Here is a 20,772-nt window from a genome sequence, read left to right on the forward strand (position 1 = left end):
GTCAGTGGCGGATCAGGCGGCGTCGAACTCCGCGATCATGCCCTTCAGGATCTCCGGCGTACGCTCCGGCGGTTCGGCCTCGACACAGAGGCGTTCCATGGCCACCGCGTAGAAGTCGAGGTCTTCCCGCTTGTCCAGGTAGAGCGCGCTGGTCAACTGTTCGATGTAGACGATGTCGGGCAGGTCCTGGTCACCGAAGCGCAGGATCGTGAAGGCACCGCCGGCGGCGGCATGCCCACCGGCGGCGAACGGAATGACCTGCAACCGCACGTTCGGCGTACGGGTGGCCTCGAGCAACGCCTGCAACTGCCCACGCATCACCGTCGGCCCGCCGATCGGCCGACGCAGCGCCGCCTCGTCGACCACCGCCCACAGGCGGGGCGGACGCGGTCGGCGCAACAACTCCTGACGACGCATCCGCAGGTCCACCCGGCGCTCGATCTCGTCCAGGCCGGCCCGACCATGACCGAGCAGCACCACGGCTCGGGCGTACTCGCGGGTCTGCAACAACCCCGGCACGAACTGGACCTCGTAGCTGCGGATCAGCGCCGCCGCCGCCTCCAGGCCGAGGTACGACTGGAACCACGACGGCAGGACGTCGCCGTACCGGTGCCACCACCCTGGATTGTTGGCGTCGCGGGCCAGCTTGAGCAGGGCGGCACGCTCCTGCTCGTCGGTGACGCCGTAGAGGGTGAGCAGGTCGGCGACGTCGCGCTCCTTGAAGCCGACGCGACCGAGCTCCATCCGGCTGATCTTCGACTCGGACGAGCGGATCTCCCATCCGGCGCTCTCCCGGGTCACCCCGCGCGACTCCCGCAGCCGCCGCAGCTGTGCGCCCAGCAGCATCCGCAGCACGGTCGGGCCTGCCGCCGGGCCCTCCTCGGCGGAAACCATGGTCACCTGCCGTCCTCCGCATGCCATCGTCGGTCGCGCCGGTGGACCGGCCCGACCGACGTGTAAGCATGCCATGAACCTTCAGTGAGGTGAACATCCCCCGCGTGGGGCAAATCCCGCCGATGGGATGAGCGAGTCAGTCGATCAAGTGGTCGAAGTCGCCGTCGCGGGCGCCGAGCACGAACGCCGCGATCTCGTCCACGGTGTAGATCAGCGCCGGCCCCTCGGGGTGTCGGGAGTTGCGCATCGCGATGCCCGCTCCGCCGGGCAACTCCGCCAGTTCGACGCAGTTTCCACTGGGATTGCTGCGGCGGCTCTTCAGCCAGGCGAGGGGAGGCAACTGGTTGGCGGGTACACCGTTGGGCGGCTGCTGCATGGGGGCGTCTGTTCTCTCCGATAGGCGCCGGCGCCGTGGGAGGAGCGGTAGCGGCACGAGGGTGTGGGTTTCTCGTTCACTTGCACGTGCATCTGCTATTGCATCTGCAATGGACAGCGAGCATGATAGCGCATGAGTATGGTGCCCATCCGCTCACAATCAGTTACGCAAATCTGGTTGTCACCAGGGAAAACGAGGCATCTGGCGGCACTCGTCAGCCAGAGGATGGGCGCGCGTTGCGGCGAGGGGAGGACGGGGTGCCGGATCCGCTGACCGTCGCGTCCGGCGTCTGTGCGGTGGGAGCCCTGCTCTCCTCCTGGCAGCTGAGCCGCCGAGCCGTACGTGCCGAGGCCGAGATCGACCGCCTCCAAGCCGAACTCACCGCCGAGCGACACGCCGCCAGCCATGACCCGTTGACCGGTCTGCCCAACCGGCGCGCCTTCTACCGGCTCGCCGCGGCGCTGCTCACCGACAACGCCGGCCGACCGCTCGTCGCCGTAGTGCTCGACCTGGACAACTTCAAGCAGATCAACGACCGGTACGGCCACGCCGCCGGCGACAAGGTCCTGATCAGTGTCGCCGAACGGCTGGCCGCCTTCGCCGGCGACAACCTGGTGGCCCGGCTCGGCGGTGACGAGTTCGCGGGGCTGCTGTCCAGCCCGACGGTCGACCACCGCTGGCTCGACCACGCCACCGGCCGGCTCTACGAGATGCTCGCCGCACCGATCCCGCTGGGCACGGCCACCGTGCGGGTGACCGCCTCGGTCGGTCTGGCCCCGGTGCACGGCACCCAGCTCACCGAGGCGCTCGACCGCGCCGACGCGGCGATGTACGAGGCCAAGGCGATCGGCGCAGCCCGCGCCCACCGGGCGTTGCACGACGCCCCGCATCTCGCCGAGTGCTGACCGCGCCGATCCGACGCCACCCCGGTGCGCCGGGGCTCAGTGCCAGCCGGGACCCGGCATGGCGCGCTTCAGTGCCAGCCGTAGCCGGCGCGGAGGGCTGCACTGACCCGGTCGAAGCGGGGCCGGTCCAGCACCGCGCCTTCGCGCCGGATGCCGTCCTCCCGCATGGTGAGCACCCGGTCGAGCCGTACCCAGCTGGGTCGCTTGTCCCGGTCCCACTCCCCCGGCCCGAGGGCCAGCCAGTGCCGTTCGCCGTCGCGATCGCGGCTGGAGAGCATCAGCCCGAACAGCGTCCGGCTGTGTCGACCCACCACCAGCACCGGCCGGTCCTTACCCTGGCGGGGATCGTCCTCGTAGGACACCCAGGTCCAGACGATCTCCCCCGGGTCGGCCTGGCCGTCGGGCTCCGGAGCGTACGACAGTTGCCGGCGTTGCAGCGCACTGACCTGGCGGGGCCGCGCGACCTTGGCCGGGGTCGGCCCGGGACGCCGCGGGGCCGGAATCACCGCGCTGACGCGGGCCGCCATACTCCTCAACAGACCTGCCACGGCGGCAGCCTATCGGCTGGCGCCGACCGCCCCTACGCCAGGGAGGCGTCTGTTCGACAGCCGAACGGCCAGGACGGGTCAGCTCGACAGCCGAAGCGCAGCAGCGGCGCAGAACCGCAGCTGACCGGCGGCCGGGGGCCGAGGGCCGAGGGCCGAGGGCCGCTCAGGGCCAGGTCTCGTCGGGTCCGCTGATCGGGTCGATGCTGCCGTCGGCGGCCGTGGGCAGCCCGGCCACCAGGGCGCGGAACTCGTTGACGGTCACCGCCTCGCGCAGCGTCGCGAAGACCGCCGCCGAGCCGAGGCCCGCGGTCTGCTCGTCGACTCCGGCCCGCTCGCCGACCCGGCGTAGGAAGTCCCCCGGCCCGGTCGTGAACGGGTCACCGGCGGTGTCGCTCAGCTCGTCCGGCAGGTATCCGGTGGGATCGGTGGTCGGTTCACCGGTCATCCGTTCCGCCAGGGTCCGCAGTACCGCATGCGCCACACCGGCGGACAGGTCCGGTGAGAGCCCGGACCGACGCGACACCGCGTCGACGAATAGGGGAAACCGCACGGCACCCTCCCCTCGTCAAGCCCGCGCTGGTTACCCCCGCCCCGGCCGGATAAACGGTGGCCGGGACGCGGGCCGTCGTTCACCTCGACCCGGAGCCCTCGTCGGTCGACCGGGACAGTCGGGCCTCGCGCCAGTCGGCGGCACGATCCTGGTCCACGCTGTAGCACAGCTCCCGGGGAGCCTCCGGCCGACCGGGTGACCTGTCGAACGGAAGCCCCCGCCCCGCGTAGTCGTGGTGGGCCTTCAACAGCCGGGTCAGCCCCGCCATCGCACCGATGATCTTCTGCCGGGGCCGGCCGGTGCGCTGGCTCAACTCCTCGACGGTGAACCCCCGTCCCGGCTCGGCCGACAGCGCGTCGAGCAGCGCCGCGACCGTACGGTGGGTGGCGCTGGCACCCCGGCTGAGCCGCCGCAGTTCGTCGACCGTCCAGCCCTGGGTCGGCGCGTCGGGCCGGGGTGTGGACCGGTGTCGGGGCAGCGGGGCGGTCCGCTGCCGGGCGTCGAGGTCGGCCAGCAGGCGGGCGACGTGCGGCAGGTGCGCCACCGGCACCGCCACCAGGACCATGCCGGGCGGGGCGGCCGACGTCGGCGGGCCGGGCGGTTCCCGGTTCGCCTCGGTCACGACGTCGACGGCGTGGTCGCGGTGGGCACGAAGCGGTAGCCGAGGCCGCGTACGGTCACGATCATCGGCGCCTGGTCGCCGTCGAGGGCGAGCCGCCGACGGAGCCGCTTGATGTGCACGGTCAGGGTGTTGGAGGTGTCGTCGGAGATCCCGCCCCACCCGGCGGCGAGCAACTGCTCACGGGTGACCGTCCGCTCGGCGTGGCTCATGAAGAAGTACAGCAGCCGGAACTCCTTCATCGGCAGGGCCACCACCCGACCGTGGTGGCTCACCTCGAACGTCGCCGGATCCACCCGCAGCCCGCCGATTTCGATCGGCGGGTCGAGGGCACCGGAGGTCTCCGGGCGGATCGCCCGCAGGATCGGCAGCACCTCCGCCGCCCGGTAGGGGCGGCGGACCCCGGCGGTCGCGCCCGCCTTCAACGCCGCGGCGGCCACCCCACCGTCGTCGTCGCCGACGCCCACCACCGTCGGGATGCCGGCCCGGCGGGCGAGCAGCCGCACCACCTCGGTGCTGCTCATGGTGGTCAGCCCCGAGGCGACGACGGCGGCGTCCGGTTGCAGGGCGCCGGCGTCCAGCAGCGCCTCGGCGGCGTGCGGATAGTGGTGTGCGCGTACCCGATGATCGGCCAACTCGGCGACCAGCGCACCACCGACGCTCTCGTCGTCGTCGATCACGAGCAGCACGAAACGCCCGTTCGAGCCCACCGTCATCGTCGCTTTCGTCACTCAGCCGAAGCGGCCGGTGATGTAGTCCTCCGTACGCTTGTCGGCGGGGTTGGTGAACAGCTTGCCGGTCTGGCTGAACTCGACCAGCCGACCGTGACGCACCTGCTTGTCGTCCACCTCGGCGGTGAAGAAGGCGGTGTAGTGGCTGACCCGGGCCGCCTGCTGCATGTTGTGCGTGACGATGACGATCGTGTAGTCGCTGGTCAGCTCGAACATCAGGTCCTCGATCTTCGCCGTGGCGATCGGGTCGAGCGCCGAGCAGGGCTCGTCCATGAGGATGACCTCGGGCTTGACGGCGATCGTCCGGGCGATGCACAGCCGCTGCTGCTGGCCACCGGAGAGCGCCAGGGCGCTCTTGCGGAGCTTGTCCTTGACCTCGTCCCAGAGGGCGGCCTTGGTGAGCGCCTCCTCGACGTGGTCGTCGAGGCGGCCCTTGATGCCGTTGATCCGCAGGCCGTACGCGACGTTGTCGAAGATGGACTTCGGGAACGGGTTCGGCTTCTGGAACACCATGCCGATGCGCCGGCGGACCTGGATCGGGTCGACGTCGCGGGCGTACAGGTCCTGGCCGTGGAAGGACACCTCGCCGCTGACCCGGGCGCCGGGGATCGGGTCGTTCATCCGGTTGAGCGCCCGCAGCACCGTGGACTTGCCGCAACCCGACGGCCCGATCATCGCGGTGACCTGGTTCTGCTGGATCGGCATGGTGGTGCCGCGCACCGCCTCGTAGCTGCCGTAGTAGACGCTGACGTCACGCAGCTGCATCACCGGCGCGTCGGTGGGTTCGACACCGGAGGCGGTGCTGCCGGGGGCGTGCACCGCGACGGAGGGGCGGGTGGTGAGGTTGTTGCTGGCCATGTCAGCGCTCCTTGATGGCGAACCGGCTGGAGATGAAGCGGGCGATGACCGTGAAACTGAGCACGATCACGATGAGCGTCAGTGCCGCACCCCAGGCCCGGTCCTGGGCGGCCGGGAACGAGGTACTGGCGTTGCGGAAGATCTGCGCCGGCAGGGCGGTGTTGGAGCCGTCGAAGAGGTTCCAGTTCGGCGTGAAGACGATGCCGGTGACGATGATGATCGGCGCGGTCTCGCCGGCCGCGCGGGCCACGGCCAGCAGTGAGCCGCTGGTGATGCCGGAGATCGCCGCCGGCAGCACCACGGTCAGCGTGGTCTTCCACTTGCGCGCGCCCAGCGCCATGCTCGCCTGGCGCAACTCCTCCGGCACCAGCCGGAGCATCTCCTCGCTGCTGCGGATGACCACCGGCAGCATCAGGCAGGCCAGCGCCAGCGCACCGGCGAAGCCGGTCTGCTGACCGACGAGCAGCACCCAGCTGATGTAGACGAACAGACCCATCACGATCGACGGCACGCCGGTCATCACGTCGGCCATCAGCCGGATCACCCGGGCCAGCGGCTTCTGCTTGCCGTACTCGTTGAGGTAGATCGCGCCGAAGACGCCCAGCGGGATGGCCATCAGCGCGGCGGCGCCGGTGATGACCAGCGTGCCGATGATCGCCGGCGCCATGCCGCCGCCTTCGCGGCGGTACGAGTTCGGGATGTCCTCGGTCAGGAAGGACAGGCTCATCACCCCGGCGCCCTTGCCGATGACCGTGTAGGTCACCAGGGCCAGCGGGATGACGGCGAGCAGCACGGCCCCCCAGATGGCGGCCGTGGCGAGGTGGTTGGTGAACCGGCGACGGCCCGACAGGGCGGCCCGGGTCAGGTCGGGTCGGCCGGCGGCCGGGCGGGTGGCGGGTGGTGCGGTGACGCTCACGCGACGCTTCCCTTCATCCGGGCCTCGGCCCGACGGACGACCGTCTGGGCGAGCACGTTGATCAGCACCGTCATCGCGAAGAGCACGACGCCGAGGCCGATCAGGGCCGCGGTGAAGGTGCCGGTGGACTCGCCGAACTGCTGCACGATCACGGCGGCCATCGAGTTGCCGGGGGCGAACAGGTTGGCGGTGATGTTGGTGGCGCCACCGATCACCAGGGCCACCGCGATCGTCTCGCCCATCGCCCGGCCGAGGCCGAGCATCACCGCGCCGACGACGCCACCGAAGCTGTGCGGGAACACCGCGCCCCGGATCATCTCCCAGCGGGTGGCGCCGAGCGCGAGGGCGGCGTCCTTGTCCGCGCGCGGCACGGTGCTGAACACCTCGCGGGTGATCGAGGTGATGATCGGCGTGACCATGATCGCCAGGATGAGACCGGCGGTCATGAAGTTCCGGCCGCTGCTGACCGGGCCGAAGATGCTGCCCAGCACCGGTATGCCGCCGAAGACGTCGTGCAGCCACTGGTAGACCGGCACCATGGCGGGCGCGACGACCAGGATGCCCCAGAGACCGAACACCACCGACGGTACGGCGGCCAGCAGGTCGATCACGGTCACCGCCGGCCCGCGCAGCCGACGCGGCGCCAACTCGGTGAGGAACAGGGCGATGCCGACCGAGACCGGCACCGCGAACAGCAGGGCGATCAGTGACGAGATCGCCGTGCCGAACGCGAACGACAGCGCGCCGAAGATCGCGTCACCGGCGGCCGGGTTCGGGTCCCAGGTCCGTTCGGTGAGGAACCGCAGGCCCATCGCGTCGAACGCCGGCCAGGCCTCGCGGACGGTGGTGATCAGGATCAGCCCGAGAATCGCCAGCACCAGCAGGCCGGTGCCGAGCGTCCACCAGGAGAAGACGCGGTCGCCGAGGGCGCTGCTGCCGCGTTGGGACAGCGTCGACCGGGCGGTGGGGGTCTTGTTCGTCAAGGTCATCTTCACTCCAGCTCAGGTACCCGGCTAGGGACGGGATCGCTTCGATCCCGTCCCCAACTGGCGATCTTGATCCTGATCAGCCCTGGATCTTGTCGACCTGGGCCAGCGCCTTCTCCTTGAGGGAGGCGGGCAGCGGCGCGAAGTCGATCTCCTTGGCCAGGTCCTGGCCGTCGTTGAGCAGGTACGTGAGGAAGCCCTTGACCAGCTCGGCCTTGGCGGCGTCGCCGTACGAGGTCTTCACGATGATGAAGGTCGGAGCGGTGATCGGGTACGAGGTGGCACCGGCGGCGTTGAGCGGGTTGTAGCTCAGGTCTGCGGCGATCTCGGCGCCCTCCAGGCCGGCGGTGGTGCCCTCGAGCGTCGGCTCGACGAACTGGCCGTCCTTGTTCTTGATGGCGGCGAACTTCAGGCCGGTGGCCTTGGCGTCGCTGAGGTCCACGTAGCCGACGGCACCGTTGGTCTGCTGCACGATCTGGGCGACACCGGTGTTCTTCTCGCCACCCTGGGTGCTGGCCGGCCAGTTCACGGTGTCACCGCTGCCGAGCTTCCAGGTGCCCGCCGCAGCAGCGTCGAGGTACTTGGTGAAGTTGCTGGTGGTGCCCGAGCCGTCCGAGCGGTGCGCGACCACGATCGGGGTGCTGGGCAGCGTCACGCCCGGGTTGTCGGCCTTGATCGCGGCGTCGTCCCAGGTCTTGATGTCGGTCTGGAAGATCTTGGCGAGCGTCTCCGGGCTGAGCTGGAGCTTGTCCACGCCCTGCAGGTTGTAGGAGATCGTGATCGGCGCCGCCACCGTCGGGACGTAGAGGAACGAGCCGGCGGCCACGCCGTCGGTGTCCTTGACCAGGCTGTCGGTGCCGGCGAAGTCGACCAGACCCTCACCGAACTGCTTCTTGCCGGTGCCCGAACCGGTCGCGTTGTAGGTGACCGTCACCTTGCCGGCCTCACCCTTGAAGGCCTCGATGACCTCTTGGTAGTACGCGTCGGGGAAGCTCGCGCCGGACGCCTTCAACTCACCGGACAGGTTCGCGTAGGCGCTGTCGCCGCCGCTGTTGCTGCCGGGCTCCGTGCTGTTGTCGTTGCTTGCGCAGCCGGTAAGCGCGAGCGCGGCAAGCGCGACGCCGGCGAGGACGCGCCGCGAAAGCACGTTGCGGTTCACCAGGTAAGCCTCTCTATCGGGGTGCATCAGCCCGTCCGGGCCGTACGCGAATCAAGCTGTCAGGCCCAGGTAGCCGTACTCCCGGCGCCAGGTGAACGAAAAATGAACTTGGCGGCACCGGTGATGGCCGACCGGGAACGGGATGTGACGTTCTGGCGCACCGACGCGCCGAATGCCCGGTATGGGCATCCGATCTCAGAGCCGGACGGTCCCGGTCACCAGGTAGACGACCTGCCGGGCGACGTTCACCGCCTGGTCGGCGTAGCGCTCGTAGTAGCGACCGACGAGCGCCAGGTCGATCGCCGACTCCACGCCGTACGACCAGCCGGAGACCAGCATCGACAGCAGGCGTTCCTGCGCGGCGTCGACCTCGTCGTCGTCGAGGCCCAGCTGCATCGCGTCCAGCGGGTCCCGGGTGGCCAGCACCATCGTCGCCTTGTCGGCGATGCGGGCCGCCGCGTCGGCCATCTCGGTCAGCACCGGCACCGCCGGCTGCGGCACCACACCCACCGGATGGCGCATCAGGACCACCTTGGCGACGTGTACGGCGAGGTCACCCATCCGGTCCAGGGCGCCGGCGATCCGCAGCGCGCACACCACCAGACGCAGATCGGAGGCGACGGGCTGGTGCCGGACCAGCACCTCGGGGATCATCGCCTCGGCCTCGGCGCGGCGGCGGGCCAGGATCGCGTCGTCGGCGATCACCGTCTCGGCCGCGTGCCGGTCGACGTCGAGCAGGGCGACGCTGGCGCCCCGGATCGCCGTACCGGCCTCGCGGCTCATCGTCGCCAGGATTCCGGTGAGCCGGTCAAGTTGCTCGTCGTAGCTGTCGCGGCCCATCGCCCCTCCGTCCCACCGGGGCCACGGCCCGTCCTGCCGCAGTACCCGCCCAACGTCAGGCTGAGCACCGCGGCACGGCGCTGCCGCGCTCGCCGGGGCCCTGGCCAGCAACCTACCTGCCGGACCCGCTCCGCGCCCGCTCCGCAATCCGCCGGCAGGGCTTTGTTAAGCGGGTGCCCTTGCTATACACCAGGCGTTAACAAGGTGCCCTTCCTTACACCTCGGCGAGGAGGTCGAGCAGGAGGGCGGCGGTCCAGCTGAAGGCCGGGGAGCCGAGGCCCGCGCCGGTGTCCGGATGGAAGTACTCGTGGCACCCGGCCGTGGCCGCCAGCTCGATCATCGACGCGCCCAGGCCGGCGGCCAGCCGAGGGTGCCCGTGCGCCAGCAGCCCGTACCGGACCAGCCAGTTGATGTTCATCCAGCTGGGGCCGCGCCAGTAGCGCAGCGGCTCGAAGTCGACGGCGGTGCGGTCGTGGCTGGGCAGCGGGCGGGTCATCCGGGCGGCGAGCCCGAACCGGGGCGAGCCGGCCTCGACGAGAATCGCCTCGACCTGCGTGGTGGGCAGGTCGGGCAGGATCAGCGGGGTCAGCCCGAGCACCGTCCGGGCCGGGGTGAGCCGGCCGGTCCGCAGGTCGCGGGCGTGGAAGGTGCCGGTCGTCGGGTCGTACAGCCGGTTCACCAGCGCCGTGGTGATCGCCGCCGCGCGCTGTCGGTGCGGGCCGGGGTCCGCGCCGATCTCCCGCGCGATGTGCGCCAGCGCCGACTCGGCCGCGCCCATCGCCGCGTTGAACAGCGGACACTCCACCAGGAACGGGTGCCGGTCGGCCAGCTGTTCGTCCCGGTAGCCGGTCGCCCGGTAGGCGGTGACGATCGCGACGTAGCGCGCGTAGTCCAGGTCCGTGGGGCGGTGCGCGGCGGCGGCGTGCACGATGTCGCGCCGACGGTACGCCCGCAGCACCGCCGCCTCGGTCGGCACGGCGGCCAGCGGCTCGTCCCAGGCCGGGCTGTTGTCCAGCCCGGACTCCCACGGATGCACGATGCTGGCCAGCCCGGCACCGCCGACGTCCCGGTGGCTGCTCAGGTAGTGCTGCTGGGCCACCAGACGCGGATAGAGCCGGCCCAGCGCGGCACGGGCCGGCTCGGACGGCGCCCGGCGGTAGGCGTGCCAGGCGGCCAGGGCGTGCACCGGCGGCTGGACCAGCCCGGAGGTGGCCGTACGCGGTGTGCCGGGCACCGAGGTGGTGGCCCAGAAGGCCGGTCCGGGGAAGTAGGCGTCGTCGGCGACCACCGGGTTGAAGACGATGTGCGGCACCCGCCCGTCGCGCCACTGGGCGTCGAACAGGCTGGTCAGCTCCGCCCAGGCACGCTCGGGGCGCAGGTGCGCCCAGCCGATGGCGATGAACGCCGAATCCCAGCTCCACTGGTGCGGGTAGAGGGTGCGGGAGGGCACCGTGTGGTCGTGTTCCCAGTTGCCGTCGAGGGTGGCCCGGGCCACCGCGACGAGGGCGGCCCGATCCCCTGCTGCGGTGTCGGCAGCCGGGGTGCCCCCCGGCCCGACCGCCGGCACAACCTGTTCCACCATGTGTCACATCCCGGTAGCGCTGGGTTCCAGCATAGGCTCCGGCCGATCCGACGCCCGCGGCACCTGACCGTCGGCTCACGGTGGCAGCGTTCACGGGATAGTCTAGGAACCCGCGCATATCGGTCGAAGGTGTTCGATGAACCTGACCCGATCCCTGCGATACGGGGGCGGCCGCAGGTCCAGTGGCATGACGAGGCGAAGGAGCCCCGGATGAAGCAGTCGCGGCAGGGTCCCACGGGCACCCAGGGCGCGGACTACACCGAACGGTTGCAGCAGCTCAGCGGTGCCCGCTGGAAGCGGGTCCTGGACGTGCAGGCGCCCTACCGGTGGAACCTGCGCCGGCTGCGCCTGGGCCGGACCCTCGACGTCGGCTCGGGACTCGGCCGCAACCTGATCAACCTCGGCGAGGGGGCGGTCGGGGTGGACCACAACCCGACGTCGGTGGCGCACAGCCGCGCGCTCGGCCTTCAGGCGTACACCACGGAGGAGTTCTTCGCCTCCGAGCACGCCCGGCCGGGCGCCTTCGACTCGCTGCTCGCCGCGCACCTGCTGGAGCACATGCCGGCCGAGCAGGCCCGCGAGGTCGTCGCCTCGTACCTGCCGTTCGTCCGCCCCGGCGGCCGGGCGGTCTTCATCACCCCGCAGGAATGCGGCTACCACAGCGACTCGTCGCACGTCCGGTTCGTCGGCTTCGCCGAGGCGGCCGAGGACTGCGGCGCTCTCGGCCTGAGTGTGCAGCGGCAGTACTCCTTCCCGTTCCCCCGCGTCGCCGGTCGGGTGTTCACCTACAACGAGTTCGTGACGGTGGCCCGACTGCCCTGAGCGCCGCTGGTTACGGTGGTCCGATGAGCAAGCGCAGCGCCACCCCGGGCAGCCCGACCCGCTGGGCCACCGACACCGGACCGGAACACTCGCAGTGGTACGTCGACCGGTTCCGGCAACTGGCCGCCGAGGGCGCCGACCTGGCCGGTGAGGCACGGCTGGTCGACGCGCTGGTGCCGCCCCGCTCACGGATCCTCGACGCCGGCTGCGGCACCGGCCGGGTCGGCGCCGAACTGGCCGCTCGCGGCCACACGGTCGTCGGCGTGGACGCCGACCCGGTGCTGGTCGAGGCCGCCCGCGCCGACCATCCGGGGCCGCGCTGGCTGGTCGCCGACCTGACGACGTTGGATCTCGCCGCGGCCGGGGAGCCGGAGCCGTTCGACGCGGCGGTGCTGGCCGGCAACGTGATGACCTTCGTGGCCGCCGGCACCGAGGTGGCGGTGCTGCGTCAGGTGGCCGCGCACGTACGCCCCGACGGGGTGATCGCGATCGGTTTCGGCACCGACCGGGGCTATCCGCTGGCCGACTTCGACGCCCATGTGGCCGCCGCCGGGCTGCGGCGCGACCACCGCTTCGCCACCTGGGACCTGCGTCCGTGGCACGACGACGCGGACTTCGCCGTCACCGTGCTGCGCCGTCCCGCCTGACCACGTCACGCCTCTCGGGCCGCGCCGCCCTCCAGACCGGCTGCGCCCTTCGGGCCTGGTGCGGCCTCGCCGTGGGAGGTGCGGCCGATGGGCAACGGGTGGATCGGGGTGATCGTCGGGAGGTAGGCGATCGCGTCGAAGCTCTCGGTCAGCGACGGCAGTTCGTAGTAGTGCTCCTCGTCGCGTTCCGCCTCGTAGAGGCCGGAGATCAGGCGGGTGCGCCAGGGCCGGTCGAGCCGGTGCGCGAGGTCGGCGGGAGGTGGGCCGCGCAGGTCGACGACCCGTTCACCGGCGCGGTCGAGCAGCGCCTCCACCGACGTCGGGTCCGGCGGCGGGATCTCGGTGCCCGGTATCCGGCCCCCGCCGACGGTGATGTGCACGGCGGCGTACCCGCTGCCCAGCGCGGCCCGCAGGTGGGCACCCATCATCGTGTCGCCGTGCGCCGCGACGTGGGCGCTGCCCTCCCAGAGGACGACGCGGTCACCGGTACGCCGGTGGTGATCGAGCAGTCGCCCGGCGGCGTCGCGTTCCTCCCGGGGGGTGTCCCGGCCGACACCGATGGCGTTGGCGTGGAAGTCGACGATCGCGTCGACCAGTTGCAGCGCCTCGTCGCTCCCCGGGCCGCCGGTCACGCCGGCGACCAGGTCACGGGCGGTACGGGCGAGGTCGACGAACGGTACGCCGGGGTGGCTGCCGAGCCGGCGTTGGACGTGCTCACCGTTGTCGTGGGCGGTCCGGACGACGTCGAGGAGTTCACCGACCCGGGTGGCGGTCGCCGGGTCGATCCGGGCGAGCAGTTCGGTGACCCGGTCGTAGTCGGCGGGCAGGGTACGCGGGGCGTTGACCGCGACGAGGCGTACCCGGTCGTGCGGGTGGGTCTCGTTGTGTCGACGGAGCCGGATGAGCGCGTCGCGCATCTCGACCGTCCGCCACGGGCCCCACGCCTGGGCGAGGGCCGCTGTCAGGTCGACGTCCTCGCCCCGGACGAACCGGTCGTAGCGGTCACCGACCCGCTGGTTGTCCAGCAGCGCGATGGTCCGGGAGCCGCGCCGGATGAGCGCGTGGGTGGTCTGCTCGACCAGCCGGAAGGGTTCGGTCGCCTCGCGGGTGCTGGTGCCCAGGCCGACGACGGTGGCCGTCCCGACGAGGGCGGCGAGTCTCTGCGCGGTGCGGTGCTCGTCCATCCCCCGACGATGGGACTTCAACCACTGTTGAAGTCAAGTCCGCGAGGTCAGCGGGCCGGGTCGTGCCGCCCGATCTCGCACAGCTTGGCGCCGGACTCCATCGCGGCCAGTTGCGCCTTGAGGTGGCGTACCCGCCCTTCCACCTCGGTCACCAGCCGGCCCGCGACCCGCTCCCAGTCCTCGGGCTGCGGCTCGGCGGGGAGGTCGGTGAACAGGTCGGCGATCTCCCGCACGCTCAGGCCGACCCGTTGGGCGAGCTTGGCCACCTGGATCCGGCAGGCGGCGGAGGGGTCGAAGCGACGTTGGTTGCCGGCGGTGCGGACCGCGGTGACGATCCCGTGGTTCTCGTAGAACCGGACGGCCGACGGCGCGACACCACTGTCGGCGGCCACCTCGCTGACGCTGTACGTGCGCTGCCCGAGAACCGTCACGCACGGCAGAATAGGCACCTCGCCCAGTTGACTTCAACTAATGTTGAAGTTGCAGGCTGGTGGACATGAGCGGTCCGACCGAACACCACAGCCCTCCCACCGACGTACGCATCGCCGTGATCTCGGGCAGCGTCCGGACGGAGCGGATGGGCCCGACGATCGCCGGCTGGGTCGTCGCCGCCCTCGACGACGCCACCGTCGATCTGATCGACGTCGCCGACGTCACCTTGCCGGACGACAGTCTGCTGTGGCCCGGCGGTGGCCCGAGGAGCGAGGTGGCCGACCGGATAGCCGCGGCCGACGGGTTCGTCTTCGTCACGCCGGAGTACAACCACAGCTATCCCGCCGCGCTGAAACGGCTGATCGACTGGCACTACGCCGAGTGGCGGCTCAAGCCGGCGACCGTGGTGGCCTACGGTGTGCAGGGCGGGCACGCGGCGATCGAGCACCTACGTGGGGTGCTCGCCGAACTCGGCGTGGTGGCGACCCGCCGGACGATGGGTCTGCGCGCACCGTGGCAGTTCCTCGACGATCAGGACCGGTACGCCCCGGACCCGGAGGTCTCCCAGGGCCTGGTCGCGACCCTGGCCGAGCTGCGCTGGTGGGCGCAACTGCTGGCCGAGGCCCGCCGCGACCGGCCCCTGCCGGTCTGACCTCACTGCCCGGCCGGAATGAACTCGCTGGCCGGTCCTGCTTCGCTGACCGGGCCCTGCCGGGCTGAGGTCGGTCGTCGGTGGGACCGGTCCCTACGGGGGCAGCCGACCCGGCCGCGGGCTCGGTGCCGCAGTGGCACCGAGGGCCGTGGTCGGGTCGGCTGGGCGTCAGCCGGTCAGTCCGCCGAGTTCAGCCGGGCGAGGTGCTCCTCGTCGAGGGTGAGGGCGACCCCGTCCAGGGCGGCGTCGAGCTGGTGGAGCTTGCTGCCACCGAGGATGGGGCGGATGCCCTGGCTGACCAGCCAGGCGAGCACCACCTGGCCGCGCGTCGTGCCGGTGTCGCGGGCCACCGCGTCCAGCGCCGCCAGCCGGCGGGTGTTGCCCGGATGGTCGTAGACCTGCGGGATCGACTTGGCCGGATTGTCGTACGCCCCGCCCAGCAGCGGGGTGTAGGCCCAGACCTCCATCCGGTGCGCGCGGGCGAAGTCGAGTTGCTCGTCGCTGAGCACCCCGTGCGGGTGGACCACGCCGTCCGGTCGGGTGCCGGGGCGTACCCGCAGATAGGTGGCGTTCAACTGGAACGCGTCGATCGGCATGAGGCCCCGGGCGGTGGCGTACGCGCGGGCCCGTTCGATCCGCCAGGCCGGATGGTTGGAGGCACCGACCCGGCGTACGGTGCCGGCGGTGACCTGTTCGGCGATCGCGTCCACGCTCTCCTCGATGGGCGTGGCGCGGTCCTCCTGGTGCAGCCAGAGCAGGTCGACGTACTCGGCTCCGAGCCGGTCCAGGCTGCCGGCGAAGGCGTCGCCGATCGCCCGACGGCTCAACCCCGCCCGGTGCGCGGGCCAGGAACCCTTCCACAGCGGCTCCGCACCGACCTTGGTGGCGATGCGCACCCGGGCGCGGACGCCGGGGCGGGCGGCGAGCCAGCGGCCGAGGATCCGCTCGCTGTCCCCGCCCCGTCCGTCCGGGCTGTGCCAGAACGCGTAGCAGTCGGCGGTGTCGATCCATTCGCCACCGCGTTCCACGAACCGGTCCAGCAACTCGAACGACGTCTTCTCGTCGACGAGAGTGCCGAAGGTCATCGCGCCGAGCACGAGAGCGGAGACGGCCGGGCGTCGAGCCTCATCGAAATGATCCGAAGTCATGCGACCACGATTCAACCTGGAGCGCGCTCCAGGTCAAGCGGTACGGTCCGGAGGGTGAGGACGTACACACCCGCCGAGGCGGCGCGGCACAGCGGTTTCTCCATCGACACCCTGCGCTACTACGAGCGGGAGGGCATCCTCGCACCGGTGGCGCGTACGCCCGGTGGGCGTCGGGTCTACCGCGACAGCGATCTGTCCACTCTGGATTTCCTGCGCTGCCTGCGCGACGCGGGCATGCCGATCGAGCGGCTGCGCCGCTACGGCGAGTTGTGCCGCGACCCCGACACCGTCGCCGAACGCGTCGAGTTGCTGCGCGAACACGCCGCCGCCGTCGAGCAGCAGATGGACCAGCTTCGAAGCTGGCAGGCCCGGGTCGAGGAAAAGCTCGCCTGGTACGAGAGGCAACTCGACCAGAGCTGAACACCACCGACGCCGCCGGTGGCAGATGGTGCCACTTGTGTGAAATAGGCCATTTTATGCTTGTTTGCAAGCTTGGCTTGGTAGTTGGCTGGTCGGCATGGCACGCATCGCATACAACGCAGCCGACGCGGCGGCGTTCAAGGCCAACCGACACGTCACCGAGGACAGCCTCGCCGCCTGGCAGGCGGCCGTGATCCGGCACCTCGACCCGCAACCGGGGATGCGGGTGCTCGACCTGGGCTCCGGTACCGGGAGTTGGGCGCGGGCCTTCACCACCTGGCTGCCCGACGCCGAGATCATCGCCGTCGAACCATCAGCGGCCATGCGGGACCACAGCGTCTTCGCGCCGGTCCTGGCCGGCGACGCGGCGCACATCCCATTGCCCGACGGCAGCGTCGACGCGGTATGGCTCTCCACCGTCGTCCACCACATTCCCGACCTGCCCGCCGCCGCACACGAACTGCGCCGAGTGCTGCGCCCCGACGCCCCGGTGCTCATCCGGTCGGGGTTCGCCGGCCGACCCGAGAGGATCAGCCTGTTCCGCTACTTCCCGGAGGCCATCGCGGTGCTCGACACCTTTCCGAGCATCGCCGACGTCGAAGCCGCCTTCGGCGCGGCGGGCTTCACCCTTCTCGCCGTCGAGCAGATCCCCGAACTCACCGCCACGTCGCTCGGCGAGGTGGCCGCGAGCCTGCGCCGGGAGGCGCACACCCTGCTGCAACTGATCGACGACGACGCGTACGCCGCAGGGCTGCGGCGACTGCACCAGGCCGCCCAGGTGGAGAGTGGACCGGTGATCGACGCGCTCGACCTGCTCGTCCTGCGCTGACCGCGTTTCGGGCAGGCGGACGATCGTCGACTCCACTACGGTCATCGGTGGACAGCAGCAGGTCGCCGGAAGGACCGTGATGCCGGGTCGGTTCGTTTACTGGATGAACGTCTCCGTCGATCTGCGGATCGAGTACGCCCCGGGCGAGGCGGGCGGCGGCACGTGGATGCGCATCTCCGAGCCGCTGCACCGCGTCTTCAACGAACGGGCCCGGGTCATGTCGCTCGCGGTCGAGGGCCGCACGATCTACGAGACGATGGAGTCGTTCTGGCCGGCCGCCCGCCACGACGACTCGCTGCCCGACTTCCTGCGCGAGTACGGCGAGATCTGGACGTCGATGCCCAAGGTGCTGGTGTCGCGCACCCGCACGCACGCCGACCACAACACCCGGATCATCGGCGGCGACGACGCGATCGAGCAACTGGCGAAGCTACGCGCCGAGACCGACGGTGTCATCGGCGTCGGCGGCGCCACCCTGGCCACCCAGCTGCTGCGGGCACGACTGCTCGACGAGGTGCTGCTGTTCACCCATCCGGTCGTGCTCGGCAGCGGCCGGCCCCTGTTCGACACGCACGACGAGCCCCTGGAACTGGACCTGCTCGAACAGGCCTCCTTCGACGAGGGTGTGACGATGCACCGGTACGCCCTCCGGGGCACCCGCCCCGCGTCGTGAGCGCCACCTGGCCGGCCACCACCGTGATCCGTCCTGCCCGCGACAGCGACGCCGACGCCGTCGCCGAGGTGTTCCTGGCGTCCCGAGCAGCCGCCATGCCCTACCTTCCCCGCCTGTACGACGACGAGCAGACCAGAGCGTGGATCACCCAGGTGATGCTGCCGGCCAGCACCACCTGGGTCGCCGAGTCCACCACGACCGGCGAGATCCTCGGCTTCGCCGCCCTCGACGGCAACCTGCTGGCACACCTCTACCTGCGGCCCGACGCCCGCCGGCAGGGCATCGGCACCGCCCTACTCACCAGAGCACAACAGGCCAGCCCAACCGGGCTCACCCTCCGCGTCTTCACCCGCAACACCGCAGCCCGAGCCTTCTACGAGCATCACGGTTTCCACCCGGTCGACAGCAACAACGGCAGCCGCAACGAAGAGAACGAGCCCGACCTCACATACCACTGGCCCGGCCCACCCTGACGCCACCGCCCGACACACCCTCTCCAGCCCACGTTGATCAAGAAGTTTGCGTCGTCAACGTGCCTGTCGCTGACGCAAACCTCTTGATCAACCCTGCGACCTTCAGGCTCCGTTGATCAAGAGGTTTGCGTCGGTAGCTTGGCTGTGGGTGACGCAAACCTCTTGATCAACGTCGGGGGCGGCGAGGGGGTGGGGGCGGGCCTTCGTCGGTGGTGGGGGTGGCGGGGTTCAACTGGGTGGTTGCGGTTCGGGGAGGGTGGTGGCGGCGTTGCGTAGGGCGGCGATGCTGGCGAGCACTGCGGGGTGGTCGGCGGCGCCCTGCCGGTAGGCGATCCGGGTGCGGCGACGGATGGGCAGGGGGACCAGGCGGGTGCCGGCGGGTGATCCCTCGACGGCCAGCTGGGGCACCAGGCCGACGCCCTGACCGGCGGCGACCAGGGCGAGGACGGCGGTGAAGTCGTCGGCGTGGTGGCGGACGGTCGGGCGGAATCCGGCGAGGTCACAGGCGTGCAGGGTGACCGCATGGCAGAGCGTTCCCGGGCTGCCGATGATCCAGTCGGCGCCGCGTACCGCGCCCATCGGATCGTCGGGCACCGGGTGGGTGGCGGGCAGCGCGAGGAAGACCGTCTCGTCCAGCAGCGGCGTCGAGTCCAGCGCCGGATCGGTCTGCACCGGCACGATGTCATAGTCGTGCACGAGGGCGACGTCGAGGCGACGCTCACGCAGCGCGGCCGGCACCGCGACCGGATCCAGCTCGGTGACCAGCAGATCCAGCCCCGGATGCTCGCGGGCCAACTCGACCAGGGCGGGTAGCAGCAGGGGACGCACCGCGCTGGGGTACGCCCCGATGCGTACCGTGCCGAGCAGTCCACCGCGAGCGGCGGCGAGGGTGGCCTCGGCGGCCTCCATCCCGGCGAGGATCACCTCGGTGTGTCGTACCAGTGCCGTCGCGGTGGCGGTGAGGCGTACCCCTCGTCCGACCCGTTCCAGGAGCACGACGCCGGTCTCCCGTTGCAGCGCGGCCAACTGCTGGGAGACGGCGGACGGTGAGTAGGTGTGCGCCTCGGCGACGGCGGCGATGGTGCCGAGGCGGGCCAGGTCACGCAGCAGACGCAGCCGGCGGACATCAAGCATCAGCTCAGCTTACGGATTCGTGGAGGAATCGGAACTGGTGCTTCACGCTGTGCCGTCGCAGGCTGGTGGCATGACACCGACCGGACTGTACGTACCGCTGATCACGCCCTTCGACGCGCGCGGCGAGGTCGACCAGGATGCGCTGACCCGTCTCGCCGAGCAGGTGCTCGCCGACGGCGCCGACGGTCTGGTGGCCCTCGGCACCACCGGCGAACCGCACGCGCTGAACGCCACCGAGCAACGCACGGTGCTCGACACCCTCGGCGCGGCCTGTCGGCGACACCGCGCCGGGTTCATGGTCGGCGCGCACACCGCCGAGGACCTGCGCGCCCTCGCCGGACGCCCCGGCGTCACCGCGGCGCTCTGTCTGGTGCCGCCGTTCCTGCGCCCCGGCGAGGAGGCGGTGCTCGCGCACTTCGCCCGGCTGGCGGAGGTCTCCCCCGTGCCGCTGGTCGCCTACCACGTGCCGTACCGCACCGGGCAGGCGCTCTCCGCCGGGGCGCTGCGTCGCCTCGCCGACCTGCCTCAGGTGGTGGGCGTCAAGCACGCGGTCGGCGGCATCGACGCCGACACCATCGCCCTGCTCGCCGACCCGCCACCGGGCTTCGCGGTGCTCGGCGGCGAGGACGCGTACCTCTCGCCGCTGCTCGCGCTCGGCGCACACGGCGGCATCGTCGCCTCCGCGCACCTGGCCACCGCCGACCACGCCGCCCTGGTCGCGGCCTGGCGCGACGGGGATGCCGCCCGCGCCCGGCCGCTCGGGCACCGGCTCGCCATCCTCTCGGCTGCGCTGTTCGCCGAACCCAACCCGTCGGTGATCAAGGCGGTGTTGCACGCCCAGGGACGCATCCCGACCCCGACCCCGCGCCCACCACTGCTGCCCGCCACCGCCCAGGCCACGGCAGCGGCGCTGGCGTGCGCGGAGCAGGTGGCCGGGCCACCGGCCCTGGTCCGCTGACCGCCCCTCTCGGTGCCGACGAGGGGCATCAGACCGGGTCAAGGCGGCGCTTGAGCAGGCAGAACTCGTTTCCTTCCGGATCGGCGAGGACGTGCCAGGATGCCTCCGCAGGCTGACCTATGTCGACGAGTTCGGCCCCGAGGCCCAAGAGGCGTTCGAGCTCGGCGTCCTGATCGCGGTCGGTGGCGTTGACGTCGATGTGCAGCCGGGCATGCCCGTTCGTCGGCTCGTCGGTGCGGATGAGGAAGATCGTCGGCTGGGGACCGCCGAACCCTTCGCGCGGACCTATCTCGATGCAGCCCTCCCCCTCGCGATCAAGCACTATGAAGTCCAGGACCTCGCACCAGAACCGCGCCAGCACCTCGGGCTCGCGGCACTTGAGCACAAGCTCACTGATACGGCATGCCATTGACGACACCTACTCTCGGCGTGGGAT

At 71.2% G+C, this 20,772-nt stretch carries 26 protein-coding genes; 9 read left to right on the forward strand and 17 right to left on the reverse strand.

Annotated features, from left to right (window positions below; all coding sequences use genetic code 11):
* Positions 1-12: 12 nt before the first annotated feature.
* Positions 13-894 (reverse strand): Sco1979 family transcriptional regulator, encoded by an 882-nt coding sequence (locus tag JMF97_RS09585; RefSeq protein ID WP_498043306.1) that lies wholly within the window; start codon positions 892-894, stop codon positions 13-15.
* A gap of 136 nt (positions 895-1,030) precedes the next feature.
* Positions 1,031-1,270 (reverse strand): DUF397 domain-containing protein, encoded by a 240-nt coding sequence (locus tag JMF97_RS09590; RefSeq protein WP_013733736.1) that lies wholly within the window; start codon positions 1,268-1,270, stop codon positions 1,031-1,033.
* Positions 1,271-1,527: 257 nt separating this feature from the next.
* On the opposite strand from JMF97_RS09590, the gene JMF97_RS09595 reads away from it, so the two are divergent.
* Positions 1,528-2,175, forward strand: coding sequence for a GGDEF domain-containing protein (locus JMF97_RS09595; RefSeq protein ID WP_203221220.1), 648 nt, complete (start codon positions 1,528-1,530; stop codon positions 2,173-2,175).
* Positions 2,176-2,243: 68 nt separating this feature from the next.
* Here JMF97_RS09595 and JMF97_RS09600 read toward each other — a convergent pair whose 3' ends face one another.
* The 10 genes from JMF97_RS09600 to JMF97_RS09645 all read right to left on the reverse strand — a co-directional run bounded on the left by JMF97_RS09600 (position 2,244) and on the right by JMF97_RS09645 (position 10,964).
* Positions 2,244-2,723, reverse strand: coding sequence for a type II toxin-antitoxin system PemK/MazF family toxin (locus JMF97_RS09600; RefSeq protein WP_043720777.1), 480 nt, complete (start codon positions 2,721-2,723; stop codon positions 2,244-2,246).
* 163 nt (positions 2,724-2,886) lie between these two features.
* Positions 2,887-3,273 (reverse strand): DUF2267 domain-containing protein, encoded by a 387-nt coding sequence (locus tag JMF97_RS09605; protein ID WP_203221221.1) that lies wholly within the window; start codon positions 3,271-3,273, stop codon positions 2,887-2,889.
* A 79-nt stretch (positions 3,274-3,352) separates the two neighbouring features.
* The gene (locus JMF97_RS09610) at positions 3,353-3,895 is read right to left on the reverse strand and encodes a hypothetical protein (RefSeq protein WP_203221222.1); all 543 of its coding nucleotides are present in this window, start codon (positions 3,893-3,895) and stop codon (positions 3,353-3,355) included.
* A complete protein-coding gene (locus tag JMF97_RS09615) occupies positions 3,892-4,608 on the reverse strand; it encodes a response regulator transcription factor (protein ID WP_203221223.1) in 717 nt (238 codons plus the stop codon). The genes JMF97_RS09610 and JMF97_RS09615 overlap by 4 nt, the downstream gene beginning before the upstream one ends.
* A 15-nt stretch (positions 4,609-4,623) precedes the next feature.
* Positions 4,624-5,388: a phosphate ABC transporter ATP-binding protein PstB gene (gene pstB / locus JMF97_RS09620; RefSeq protein WP_412101336.1), complete on the reverse strand. Its 765-nt coding sequence runs from the start codon at positions 5,386-5,388 to the stop codon at positions 4,624-4,626.
* Positions 5,389-5,482: 94 nt separating this feature from the next.
* A complete protein-coding gene (pstA, locus tag JMF97_RS09625; RefSeq protein WP_013733729.1) occupies positions 5,483-6,397 on the reverse strand; it encodes a phosphate ABC transporter permease PstA in 915 nt (304 codons plus the stop codon).
* Positions 6,394-7,386 (reverse strand): phosphate ABC transporter permease subunit PstC, encoded by a 993-nt coding sequence (gene pstC / locus JMF97_RS09630; RefSeq protein WP_043724358.1) that lies wholly within the window; start codon positions 7,384-7,386, stop codon positions 6,394-6,396. The genes pstA and pstC overlap by 4 nt, the downstream gene beginning before the upstream one ends.
* A 76-nt stretch (positions 7,387-7,462) precedes the next feature.
* Complete coding sequence (pstS, locus tag JMF97_RS09635; RefSeq protein ID WP_203221224.1) at positions 7,463-8,542, reverse strand: phosphate ABC transporter substrate-binding protein PstS; 1,080 nt, start codon at positions 8,540-8,542, stop codon at positions 7,463-7,465.
* A 195-nt stretch (positions 8,543-8,737) separates the two neighbouring features.
* A complete protein-coding gene (phoU, locus tag JMF97_RS09640; protein ID WP_203221225.1) occupies positions 8,738-9,382 on the reverse strand; it encodes a phosphate signaling complex protein PhoU in 645 nt (214 codons plus the stop codon).
* 214 nt (positions 9,383-9,596) lie between these two features.
* On the reverse strand, positions 9,597-10,964 hold the full coding sequence (locus JMF97_RS09645; protein ID WP_203221226.1) for an MGH1-like glycoside hydrolase domain-containing protein: 1,368 nt from the start codon (positions 10,962-10,964) through the stop codon (positions 9,597-9,599).
* A gap of 210 nt (positions 10,965-11,174) precedes the next feature.
* Between JMF97_RS09645 and JMF97_RS09650 the strand changes: the two genes are divergently transcribed.
* Together JMF97_RS09650 and JMF97_RS09655 are read left to right on the forward strand one after the other, a co-directional pair.
* Positions 11,175-11,786, forward strand: a complete 612-nt coding sequence (locus JMF97_RS09650) for a class I SAM-dependent methyltransferase (RefSeq protein ID WP_203221227.1) — start codon at positions 11,175-11,177, stop codon at positions 11,784-11,786.
* Positions 11,787-11,809: 23 nt separating this feature from the next.
* On the forward strand, positions 11,810-12,433 hold the full coding sequence (locus JMF97_RS09655; protein ID WP_203221228.1) for a class I SAM-dependent methyltransferase: 624 nt from the start codon (positions 11,810-11,812) through the stop codon (positions 12,431-12,433).
* Positions 12,434-12,438: 5 nt separating this feature from the next.
* Here the strand turns inward: JMF97_RS09655 and JMF97_RS09660 are convergent, their stop codons facing one another.
* Complete coding sequence (locus tag JMF97_RS09660; protein WP_203221229.1) at positions 12,439-13,617, reverse strand: erythromycin esterase family protein; 1,179 nt, start codon at positions 13,615-13,617, stop codon at positions 12,439-12,441.
* Between the two features lie 47 nt (positions 13,618-13,664).
* Complete coding sequence (locus JMF97_RS09665; RefSeq protein ID WP_307816842.1) at positions 13,665-14,048, reverse strand: MerR family transcriptional regulator; 384 nt, start codon at positions 14,046-14,048, stop codon at positions 13,665-13,667.
* Positions 14,049-14,113: 65 nt separating this feature from the next.
* On the opposite strand from JMF97_RS09665, the gene JMF97_RS09670 reads away from it, so the two are divergent.
* Positions 14,114-14,701: an NADPH-dependent FMN reductase gene (locus tag JMF97_RS09670; protein WP_203221230.1), complete on the forward strand. Its 588-nt coding sequence runs from the start codon at positions 14,114-14,116 to the stop codon at positions 14,699-14,701.
* A 176-nt stretch (positions 14,702-14,877) separates the two neighbouring features.
* Here the strand turns inward: JMF97_RS09670 and JMF97_RS09675 are convergent, their stop codons facing one another.
* Entirely contained in the window at positions 14,878-15,849 is a 972-nt protein-coding gene (locus JMF97_RS09675) for an aldo/keto reductase (protein ID WP_203221231.1), read from the reverse strand.
* A gap of 54 nt (positions 15,850-15,903) precedes the next feature.
* Here JMF97_RS09675 and JMF97_RS09680 point away from each other — a divergent pair, with 54 nt between their 5' ends.
* From JMF97_RS09680 to JMF97_RS09695, 4 genes are all read left to right on the forward strand, one after another.
* The gene (locus JMF97_RS09680; RefSeq protein WP_203221232.1) at positions 15,904-16,269 is read left to right on the forward strand and encodes a MerR family transcriptional regulator; all 366 of its coding nucleotides are present in this window, start codon (positions 15,904-15,906) and stop codon (positions 16,267-16,269) included.
* A 97-nt stretch (positions 16,270-16,366) separates the two neighbouring features.
* Positions 16,367-17,098 (forward strand): class I SAM-dependent methyltransferase, encoded by a 732-nt coding sequence (locus JMF97_RS09685; protein ID WP_203221233.1) that lies wholly within the window; start codon positions 16,367-16,369, stop codon positions 17,096-17,098.
* Between the two features lie 79 nt (positions 17,099-17,177).
* Positions 17,178-17,771: a dihydrofolate reductase family protein gene (locus JMF97_RS09690; protein WP_203221234.1), complete on the forward strand. Its 594-nt coding sequence runs from the start codon at positions 17,178-17,180 to the stop codon at positions 17,769-17,771.
* On the forward strand, positions 17,768-18,244 hold the full coding sequence (locus JMF97_RS09695) for a GNAT family N-acetyltransferase (protein WP_307816843.1): 477 nt from the start codon (positions 17,768-17,770) through the stop codon (positions 18,242-18,244). The genes JMF97_RS09690 and JMF97_RS09695 overlap by 4 nt, the downstream gene beginning before the upstream one ends.
* A 228-nt stretch (positions 18,245-18,472) precedes the next feature.
* Here the strand turns inward: JMF97_RS09695 and JMF97_RS09700 are convergent, their stop codons facing one another.
* Positions 18,473-19,378 carry a LysR family transcriptional regulator gene (locus JMF97_RS09700; RefSeq protein WP_203221235.1) on the reverse strand — a complete coding sequence of 302 codons (906 nt, stop codon included), beginning with the start codon at positions 19,376-19,378 and terminating at the stop codon, positions 18,473-18,475.
* Between the two features lie 70 nt (positions 19,379-19,448).
* On the opposite strand from JMF97_RS09700, the gene JMF97_RS09705 reads away from it, so the two are divergent.
* On the forward strand, positions 19,449-20,336 hold the full coding sequence (locus JMF97_RS09705; protein ID WP_203221236.1) for a dihydrodipicolinate synthase family protein: 888 nt from the start codon (positions 19,449-19,451) through the stop codon (positions 20,334-20,336).
* A gap of 28 nt (positions 20,337-20,364) precedes the next feature.
* Here the strand turns inward: JMF97_RS09705 and JMF97_RS09710 are convergent, their stop codons facing one another.
* Positions 20,365-20,745 (reverse strand): VOC family protein, encoded by a 381-nt coding sequence (locus tag JMF97_RS09710; protein WP_203221237.1) that lies wholly within the window; start codon positions 20,743-20,745, stop codon positions 20,365-20,367.
* Between the last annotated feature and the right edge of the window lie 27 nt (positions 20,746-20,772).

Origin of the sequence: Micromonospora fiedleri (genome assembly GCF_016774385.1) — a bacterium.
Taxonomy (GTDB): Bacteria; Actinomycetota; Actinomycetes; order Mycobacteriales; family Micromonosporaceae; genus Micromonospora; species Micromonospora gifhornensis.

Bases quoted from the DNA above. Each gene is read 5' to 3' on its own strand.
- JMF97_RS09590 (WP_013733736.1), bottom strand. From the start codon at position 1,270: ATGCAGCAGCCGCCCAACGGTGTACCCGCCAACCAGTTGCCTCCCCTC.
- JMF97_RS09670 (WP_203221230.1), top strand. From the start codon at position 14,114: ATGAGCGGTCCGACCGAACACCACAGCCCTCCCACCGACGTACGCATC.
- JMF97_RS09650 (WP_203221227.1), top strand. From the start codon at position 11,175: ATGAAGCAGTCGCGGCAGGGTCCCACGGGCACCCAGGGCGCGGACTAC.
- JMF97_RS09710 (WP_203221237.1), bottom strand. From the start codon at position 20,745: ATGGCATGCCGTATCAGTGAGCTTGTGCTCAAGTGCCGCGAGCCCGAG.
- pstC (WP_043724358.1), bottom strand. From the start codon at position 7,386: ATGACCTTGACGAACAAGACCCCCACCGCCCGGTCGACGCTGTCCCAA.
- pstB (WP_412101336.1), bottom strand. From the start codon at position 5,388: ATGCAGCTGCGTGACGTCAGCGTCTACTACGGCAGCTACGAGGCGGTG.
- JMF97_RS09655 (WP_203221228.1), top strand. From the start codon at position 11,810: ATGAGCAAGCGCAGCGCCACCCCGGGCAGCCCGACCCGCTGGGCCACC.
- JMF97_RS09705 (WP_203221236.1), top strand. From the start codon at position 19,449: ATGACACCGACCGGACTGTACGTACCGCTGATCACGCCCTTCGACGCG.
- JMF97_RS09615 (WP_203221223.1), bottom strand. From the start codon at position 4,608: ATGACGGTGGGCTCGAACGGGCGTTTCGTGCTGCTCGTGATCGACGAC.
- phoU (WP_203221225.1), bottom strand. From the start codon at position 9,382: ATGGGCCGCGACAGCTACGACGAGCAACTTGACCGGCTCACCGGAATC.
- JMF97_RS09585 (WP_498043306.1), bottom strand. From the start codon at position 894: ATGGTTTCCGCCGAGGAGGGCCCGGCGGCAGGCCCGACCGTGCTGCGG.
- JMF97_RS09675 (WP_203221231.1), bottom strand. From the start codon at position 15,849: ATGACTTCGGATCATTTCGATGAGGCTCGACGCCCGGCCGTCTCCGCT.
- JMF97_RS09690 (WP_203221234.1), top strand. From the start codon at position 17,178: ATGCCGGGTCGGTTCGTTTACTGGATGAACGTCTCCGTCGATCTGCGG.
- JMF97_RS09700 (WP_203221235.1), bottom strand. From the start codon at position 19,378: ATGCTTGATGTCCGCCGGCTGCGTCTGCTGCGTGACCTGGCCCGCCTC.
- JMF97_RS09685 (WP_203221233.1), top strand. From the start codon at position 16,367: ATGGCACGCATCGCATACAACGCAGCCGACGCGGCGGCGTTCAAGGCC.
- JMF97_RS09645 (WP_203221226.1), bottom strand. From the start codon at position 10,964: ATGGTGGAACAGGTTGTGCCGGCGGTCGGGCCGGGGGGCACCCCGGCT.
- JMF97_RS09660 (WP_203221229.1), bottom strand. From the start codon at position 13,617: ATGGACGAGCACCGCACCGCGCAGAGACTCGCCGCCCTCGTCGGGACG.